7 protein-coding genes and 1 other RNA gene are annotated in these 7206 nt (G+C 46.9%); 3 read left to right on the top strand and 5 right to left on the bottom strand.

The features are described 5' to 3' along the window. Nucleotides 1-119 precede the first annotated feature (119 nt). Nucleotides 120-2012, top strand: coding sequence for a molecular chaperone DnaK (dnaK, locus tag EOO50_RS12285; protein ID WP_290840549.1), 1893 nt, complete (start codon nucleotides 120-122; stop codon nucleotides 2010-2012). Between the two features lie 183 nt (nucleotides 2013-2195). Further along, the gene (locus tag EOO50_RS12290; RefSeq protein ID WP_290840551.1) at nucleotides 2196-2792 is read left to right on the top strand and encodes a hypothetical protein; all 597 of its coding nucleotides are present in this window, start codon (nucleotides 2196-2198) and stop codon (nucleotides 2790-2792) included. A gap of 158 nt (nucleotides 2793-2950) precedes the next feature. Here EOO50_RS12290 and EOO50_RS12295 read toward each other — a convergent pair whose 3' ends face one another. The 5 genes from EOO50_RS12295 to EOO50_RS12315 form a co-directional block, all read right to left on the bottom strand. Next, nucleotides 2951-3562 carry a hypothetical protein gene (locus EOO50_RS12295; RefSeq protein WP_290840553.1) on the bottom strand — a complete coding sequence of 204 codons (612 nt, stop codon included), beginning with the start codon at nucleotides 3560-3562 and terminating at the stop codon, nucleotides 2951-2953. An 11-nt stretch (nucleotides 3563-3573) separates the two neighbouring features. Then, nucleotides 3574-4263: a carboxypeptidase-like regulatory domain-containing protein gene (locus tag EOO50_RS12300; protein WP_290840555.1), complete on the bottom strand. Its 690-nt coding sequence runs from the start codon at nucleotides 4261-4263 to the stop codon at nucleotides 3574-3576. After that, entirely contained in the window at nucleotides 4260-4970 is a 711-nt protein-coding gene (locus EOO50_RS12305) for a carboxypeptidase-like regulatory domain-containing protein (protein ID WP_290840557.1), read from the bottom strand. The genes EOO50_RS12300 and EOO50_RS12305 overlap by 4 nt, the downstream gene beginning before the upstream one ends. Before the next feature lie 56 nt (nucleotides 4971-5026). Continuing rightward, nucleotides 5027-5878 carry an alpha/beta hydrolase gene (locus EOO50_RS12310; RefSeq protein WP_290840560.1) on the bottom strand — a complete coding sequence of 284 codons (852 nt, stop codon included), beginning with the start codon at nucleotides 5876-5878 and terminating at the stop codon, nucleotides 5027-5029. A gap of 88 nt (nucleotides 5879-5966) precedes the next feature. Next, the gene (locus tag EOO50_RS12315) at nucleotides 5967-7016 is read right to left on the bottom strand and encodes a glutaminyl-peptide cyclotransferase (protein WP_290840562.1); all 1050 of its coding nucleotides are present in this window, start codon (nucleotides 7014-7016) and stop codon (nucleotides 5967-5969) included. 88 nt (nucleotides 7017-7104) lie between these two features. Between EOO50_RS12315 and ffs the strand changes: the two genes are divergently transcribed. Then, nucleotides 7105-7203: signal recognition particle sRNA small type (ffs, locus tag EOO50_RS12320), an RNA gene on the top strand. Nucleotides 7204-7206: the final 3 nt, after the last annotated feature.

A 7206-nucleotide genomic window follows, 5' to 3' on the forward strand; every position in this document is an offset into this window, starting at 1 on the left:
ATTGTCACCATGTCAATTCAAAAATACTGACATTTCCCGTCATTGGCGCTACTGGCACAACAATTGACTAATGGGCGTCGAGTAATTAATTTCACACAAAAAATATAATACACAAAATCATGGGAAAAATAATCGGAATTGACTTGGGTACGACTAACTCCTGCGTTGCCGTAATGGAAGGTAGCGAGCCAGTGGTAATCCCGAATTCAGAAGGAAAACGCACGACACCATCAGTAATCGCTTTCGTTGAAGGCGGCGAAATCAAAGTCGGCGATCCTGCGAAACGCCAGGCTGTAACCAATCCTACAAAGACGGTTGCGTCGGTAAAAAGATTTATGGGGAACAAATATTCAGAGTCGAAAAACGAGGCTGAACGCGTTCCTTACAGTGTTGTAAAAGGTGACAATGACACGGCTCGTGTCGACATCGATGGCAGAATGTACACGCCACAGGAATTGAGCGCGATGACGCTTCAAAAAATGAAAAAGACAGCCGAAGATTATCTTGGGCAAACGGTCACCGAGGCGGTCATCACCGTTCCGGCTTACTTCAACGATGCGCAACGCCAGGCTACGAAAGAAGCGGGCGAGATCGCAGGTTTGAAAGTTATGCGTATCATCAACGAGCCGACTGCAGCCGCTTTGGCATACGGACTTGACAAAAAATCGATCGACCAGAAAATCGCGGTCTATGATTTGGGTGGTGGTACTTTCGATATCTCTATCCTTGAATTGGGCGACGGCGTTTTCGAAGTATTGTCTACGAATGGAGATACGCACTTAGGTGGTGACGATTTCGACCAGGTAATCATCGATTGGTTGGCCGACGAATTCAAATCAGAAGAAGGCGTTGACTTGCGCCAGGATCCGATGTCATTGCAACGTTTGAAAGAAGCGGCTGAAAAAGCGAAAATCGAATTGTCGTCATCGGCCCAAACCGAAATCAACTTGCCATACGTTACGGCAACGGCTTCAGGACCGAAGCACTTGGTGAAAACCTTGACTCGCGCGAAATTCGAGCAATTGGCCGACAGTTTGGTACGTCGTTCAATGGAACCGGTTGCAAAAGCGTTGAAAGATGCAGGTTTGTCAAAATCGGACATTGATGAAGTGATCTTGGTTGGAGGTTCTACAAGAATCCCGAAAATCCAGGAAGAAGTTGAGAAATTCTTCGGGAAAAAACCATCGAAAGGTGTGAATCCTGACGAAGTCGTAGCGATCGGTGCTGCGATCCAAGGTGGAGTTTTGAGCGGAGACGTGAAAGACGTGTTGCTTTTGGACGTTACCCCGCTTTCTTTGGGTATCGAAACAATGGGCGGCGTCTTGACGAAACTTATCGAATCGAACACGACGATCCCAACTAAAAAATCGCAGGTTTTCTCTACCGCGGCCGACAATCAACCAAGTGTTGAAATCCACGTGTTGCAAGGAGAAAGAGCGATGGCTGCTGACAACAAGACGATCGGACGTTTCCACCTTGACGGCATTCCGCCGGCTCCGCGTGGCGTTCCTCAAGTAGAAGTTACGTTTGACATCGATGCCAATGGTATCATCAAGGTTTCAGCAACCGATAAAGGTTCAGGGAAATCGCACGATATCCGTATCGAAGCGTCTTCAGGTTTGACTGCCGAGGAAATCGAAGCAATGCGTAAAGACGCCGAAGCCAACGCCGATGCTGACAAGAAAGCTCGTGAAAAAGCCGAGAAAGTCAACGAGGCTGACAGCATGATCTTCCAAACGGAATCTCAGTTGAAGGAACTCGGGGATAAACTTTCAGAAGGTAACAAAACCGCTCTCGAAAGCGCTTTGACCGAATTGAAAGCGGCTTACGAAACTAAAGACGTAGACGTGATCCAACCGGCTCTCGACAAGATCAACGAAGTGTGGAAAAACGCTTCCGAGGAAATGTACAAGCAAGGTGAAGCGGCTCAAGGCCAACCACAACAGGACGCGCCACAAGGTGAAAACCAAGGCGATAATGTTCAGGATGTGGATTATGAAGAAGTGAAATAATTGACAATGGATAATTGACAATGGACAATTGACAATTGACAATTGATACTGGAAACCGGATTGGAAACAGTCCGGTTTTTTTATGGACAATCGTTAAACTTTGACTTTTGGCAAAAAATACTATTTTGGGAAGGAACGCGTTTTGTATCTTGTTTCCCATAAATTGTATCCAATCCGAAATCTATGAAAAAATCGCTCCTACTTCTGTCCATGTTGTTAATCTGCATCGGCGGACACGCGCAAACGTCAAAAAAGAAAAAGTCGACAAAGGCAAAAACCACGGCCGTCGCCGGTCCGAAGTCGCTCGCGAAATCCGACAATCTCTCAGTCGACTACGCAAAAAACGAATTGTTCCTCACGATAAACGGCGCCGTAAAAGATACGGTCAGCCTGCGCAGGAACGGGCTTAGCGAACCGACCGAAGTCACGATCAAACCCATAACGTGCAGCGGCAACACGCTGTATCACGTGACGTGGACTGAGAAGAAAAAGTCAGGCGATGCGAAGACCAAACTCGAAGACATCACGCAAAAACACACGATGATCGTCGACGTGGCGACCAAAGCGAAAGTGCTTGAAAACATAGAAAGTGCGAACCATATTACCGAGAAGGTATATTTGAGCGCCGACAAATACGTGTCCGAAACCCAGGAAAAGGTGAGGAGAGAAGGCATGGAATGCTCAGTCGCGGCCGACGGAAGCGTCGTCCTAAAAAATAAATCGACGCAGACGAAGTTGGTTTACGATGCGGCTAAGAAGAAGTTTGTGGCGAAGAAGTAGTGTGAAGTGCAAAGTGCAAAGCGCATTTAAATAAGAAAAGCCGCGAGTCATTTGAATATCACTAATGAAACCAAATAGTGAAATTCGGATAATTTGCGGCTAATTTTTTAAAAGGAATTCACGACCATAAAGACCGTGAATTCCGGCAATCGAGCTAGTTAATCGTTGTACGGGTCCATCAAACCCTGAGGTTCGTGTCCTTCTTTTGCCGTGAGTTGTTTCTTGTTCACAGACGCCTTGATCTCATTCGAATAGATGAATTTGCCTTCGCTTATTTCGAGTTTGTACCGCAATTTCGTTTGCAGTTTGCCGCTGAACTTCGGCACTTCGAATTCCCAATATTGATTCGGCTCGATGAAGACTTTGTGGTAGCTGTTTCCGCACCAGCTGCTCGGCAAATATTCGATGTCCTGCCATTTGTTGTTCAGGAAAACCTGCGCGACTGCGGGAAGTCGGCTGTCCGAGGCTTCAAGTTCAACAATCTTATCCGACGCATTGACGATGTACAATTTGTACCCATTGAACTTTTTGGACAGTGACACGGTTTGCGTCGTGTCGATCTTCAGGAAAAATCCGTTGTCTGAAAATTTCTGCAGCGTCGGCTTCGGGAAATTGTCGGATCCACCAAATCCGCCGAGTGCGGTCGTATCCTTAACCGATGACGCCGCGTAAACATGGCCGCGTAATTTGTATTCGATGTTCAGATCCTGCTGGGCGATCGATTCATATCCCGCAAATGTCGCAATTAAAAATGTCAAAAAGTATTTCATATCTGTTGTGTTTAGCGAAACCAATTGCGCACTTTGTAGTACGCGCGTTTGAAAATATTCGGTTTTTTTGCGCTTACTATGATGCCAACCGTGTAATAGCGCTCGGTAAGCGTGATCGTTTTTTGGCTGATGACGTCCGAAGCCGACAATTCCTTTTCATCAAACCCGATGAAGCTAAAACGCAGTAATTCTGAAAATTGTGCATCAATAATGAAATTTCCATTCAAGTCAGACGTTGTTTGCCGCTGGATGTCGTCCTTTAAATAGATATTCACGCCCGGAAGTGCAACTCCGGAACTGTCGACGACCTTCCCCGAAACGACTGGAGTTTGTGTTATCGCAATTTTACCTCTTATGTCTATTTGGGGTTGTATATCAGTTTGGATGACTTCTCCTTGTTTTACTTGCGAATATGATTCGTTCCCGCCAATTATCATGAAACCGAGAACTCCGCTTGCCGCCGCGAGCCACAACGGCGACTTCTTTTCAGGAACGTATAATTCGCGTTGGAGTTGGCTATGTTGGAAACGTCCACAAGCGTCGGTCGAAGTCTTTAGCTTCGCGATGATTTCGGCATCGGACGAATGCGTGAAATCATAAACCGTCTTTTGGCACGAGCCGCAAAACCTGCCTTTTTCGACGTGCGTCATTTGCTGCCAGTCTTCGTGGCAAGGCGTCGGAATGTTGATTTGCATTTTCATCGGAACCAGTTTTTTACACGATAATACAGACGTTTAAAAAAATTTGGGCGCACCAACCTTCCAGTGACGACAATTTCATCACTTATATTATTCGGAAATGGCATTATAATCTTGTAATTGACATCTTCGGTAACTTGGATCGCCAAGGTGTGAAATCCCGGAAATTCGACTTTGAGCGTGTCGCCGACAGTCGCTTTGATACGAAACTTTCCGTCGATGTCGGTCATGACGTCCGGCCGGGAAGTAGTGCTAATGGTTGCGCCCGGCAACGGTCCGGCATTGTCTGAGACCGTTCCTTCAATCCATTTATTTTTTGTGGTGACGATCGTATCGCCCTGAATGAATTTTTCGGGATTATCCGATTTGACGTATTCGCCAAGAACGACAATGGTGCCCTGTTTTTCGCTATGTTGCGCTTCTGCCGATGCCATCGAAAGCAAGCCCAAAACGCCCGAAGCCGCCGCCGTCCAAACCGACGATTTTTGGGATGGCTCGACTAATTTTCGGTCGAGCTGTGAAATATGAAAGCGCCCGCAGACATCCTGAGACTTGCGGATTATCTCAAGAATTGCCGTGTCGGGCGCTTGTGTGAAGTCATGGACTTTCTTTTGGCACGATGAGCAGAAACGGCCTTTATCGACCGCCGTCATCGCGTTCCAGTCTTCATGACAAGGTTTCGGAATAGAAATATAAGGTGAACTTTTCATGCAAGCCTTTTTCATTAAGATGCGAGGCTACGTGAAAAGGTTGGAAGCTGTCCGAATTAAAATCTCGATTGGAAGAACGCGACCATCTTAATCTGGAAATCGATCCACGTTGCGGCATCCCAATCACCGTGGCCGCCGTTCGGATACAGGTAATATTCGTTGTAAACGCCGTTTTCATCGAGTCGTTGTTTGAGTCGCGTGCCCTGGCTAACGGGAATCAACGGATCTTGCCCGCCGGCGAACTGGATTGTCGCCGGAGAAGTTGCTGAAACATGGGTTCGCGGGCTGACTTCGGCAAAGATTTCGGGATTGTCCTCGTAATTCTCATTTCCGACCAAACTTCCCAGCATATTCATGAAAATTGGATTTTCCGTGTACGACGGATCGGTGAAATCAGTCGGACCGACGAGACTGCAAATCGCCTCGACTTCATGATCCGGATCGTATTTATAACCGTAAAGCATGGACAAATGTGCGCCCGCGCTCGCTCCGATAAGGCCGTATTTGTTGTCGATCTGGTAGTCGGCCGACTTGAGGTAATCGATGACTTTCTCGATGTCTTCGATTTGTTTCGGAAATCCTGGACTCTGTTGCGTTGCGAGCCTGTAATCGATATTCACGATCGCGTGGTTCGGGAATTGCGATTTGAGTACGGGAACGGTCGACGTCATGTCGGCGCGCGATCCGCCGCTCCAGCCGCCGCCGTGGATCAGGATGAATACTTTGGTTTGGGACGTTCGGTTCGCGGGCAAATAGACGTCCATTTTTTGTTGGGAGTCGGTGCCGTACGAAACGTTCAGTAAATCGGACGCGGGCAGGTTTTCGACATCGTTTTGGTTGTCGTCGGTCGAATTGCAGCTCGTCGCGAACAAAAGCGCGAACAAAATTATGGAGATGTAGTTTTTCATAGTTCAGGTTATAACGAAAAGTTACGGTTTTGCGTATAAAAAAAGCAGGACGTTAACCTGCTTTTATTACTATTTCTATTCTTATTTTTTATTGGGAAATCCTGATCTCGAATAATTTGTCCCAGTTTTTTCCCGTGACGAAAAGCGTTTTTGTCTTTGGGTTGTAGGCGATTCCGTTAAGTACTTCCGACGCCGGATTCTTGAGTTCTTTTCTCAACTCGACCAGGTTCACGATGCCTTCGACGGCTCCGGTTTTCGGGTCGACAATCGCGATCGCGTCTTTTTGCCAGATGTTGCCGTAGATTTTTCCGTCGATGTATTCGAGTTCGTTCACGCTCTTGATCTTGCTCGTGTTCGAATAGACATTTACGAAATCCTTCATTTTTTGGGTCGCGGCGTCCATCGTCCAGATCTTTTCGGTTCCGTCGCTTTGAAAGATGTTCGTGCCGTCGTTCGTCATGCCCCAACCTTCGATCTTCTTGTCGTAGCTGAACGTCTTTTCGCGTTTGAACGTATCGGCGTTGTAGATGAAGCCGACGTTGGATTGATAGGTCAGGAAATAAATCTTGTTGTTCAACACGGTGATTCCTTCTCCGAAATACTGTTGTTCCAAATCGGTTTGTTTGTAGACTTTCCCGGTCTTATAGTCGATTTTTCGGATGTACGAATTCCCGTTCTGGCCCGAACTCTCGAGCAAGGTGTCGCGATAGAATTCCAAACCTTCAGTAAACGTTGTCGTGTCGTGAGGAAACGTGTTGAGTAATTTGTAGCTGAAGACTTTGGGCTCGACACTCGAAACGACTTCAACGCGGCCCGTGATTTCCTGGCCGTTTGTCTCTCCGTCGAAATACACGACTGCTTTTAAGTTTTGGTATCCGAATTTCGCATCTTTGATCACGAAGTCGGTTTTGCCGCCGCCTTTTACTGACGTTATGCGCTTGTCGTTTGCGAAATACGCGATGCTGTCGATTGCTTTTTTTTCAGGATTCAGCACCTCAAGCGCTACCGAATCGCCGTTTTTATACAGCGTCTTGAAGTTCGAATCGTTGAAAGTGAAAAGATTTTTGCCGTCCGAATCGCCTCCGCAGCTATTTATCGCCAACGCTAAAAACGTGGCGGCTAACAAGTTATATTTCATGAATGAAAACATTTTTTGATTTGTGCGCAAACACTGTCATTTCTCGACCTGCGCCTTGCGAAAATACGAAAAGATTGTATATTTGCAACGGCAAGTCCTGCGCGACCAGCTCCTGTAGAATCCTCCAGGATGGGAACATAGCAAAGGTATATGGTTGTAGCGGTGCGACGCAGGTCGCTTGCCATTTTTT

The organism is Flavobacterium sp., from assembly GCF_004211145.1.
GTDB lineage: Bacteria > Bacteroidota > Bacteroidia > Flavobacteriales > Flavobacteriaceae > Flavobacterium.